Here is a 382-nt window from a genome sequence, read left to right on the forward strand (position 1 = left end):
GCCGCTCTGGTTGGCCACCGTGTTCAGGTTCCTCAGCAGCAGCGCGCCGGGGGTGGTGATCCGGGCGTTCTGGTTGTTGAGCGTGCCGTTATTCAGGTCCAGGCTCAGGCCGGTAACGCCACTCAACTGGCCCTGAGTGTGCTGGTCCAGGCCGTAAACATTGACGGCCAGGGCCATGGCGCTGGCGATGCGCCCGCCTTCGCTGTTATTCACCTGGCCGGAGGTCAGGCTCAAAACGTTGCTGCTGGTCAGCAGGCCCGTTTGACTGTTATCCAGACTGCCGCTGTTGATCACCGCACTGCCGGTGCTCTGGATCTTGCCTGCTTGATGATTGTCCAGTGCACCGAGCGCCATCAGGCCCAAGGTGCCCTGGCTGATGATC

Annotated in this window: 1 protein-coding gene; it reads right to left on the reverse strand. The window is 62.3% G+C overall.

Annotation, left to right across the window (positions count from 1 at the left end; all coding sequences use genetic code 11):
• The coding region (locus NTD87_RS07765; RefSeq protein ID WP_262113062.1) for a hypothetical protein at window positions 1-382 on the reverse strand (382 nt) is incomplete at both ends.

The organism is Pseudomonas sp. 6D_7.1_Bac1 (assembly GCF_025465945.1).
Taxonomy (GTDB): Bacteria; Pseudomonadota; Gammaproteobacteria; order Pseudomonadales; family Pseudomonadaceae; genus Aquipseudomonas.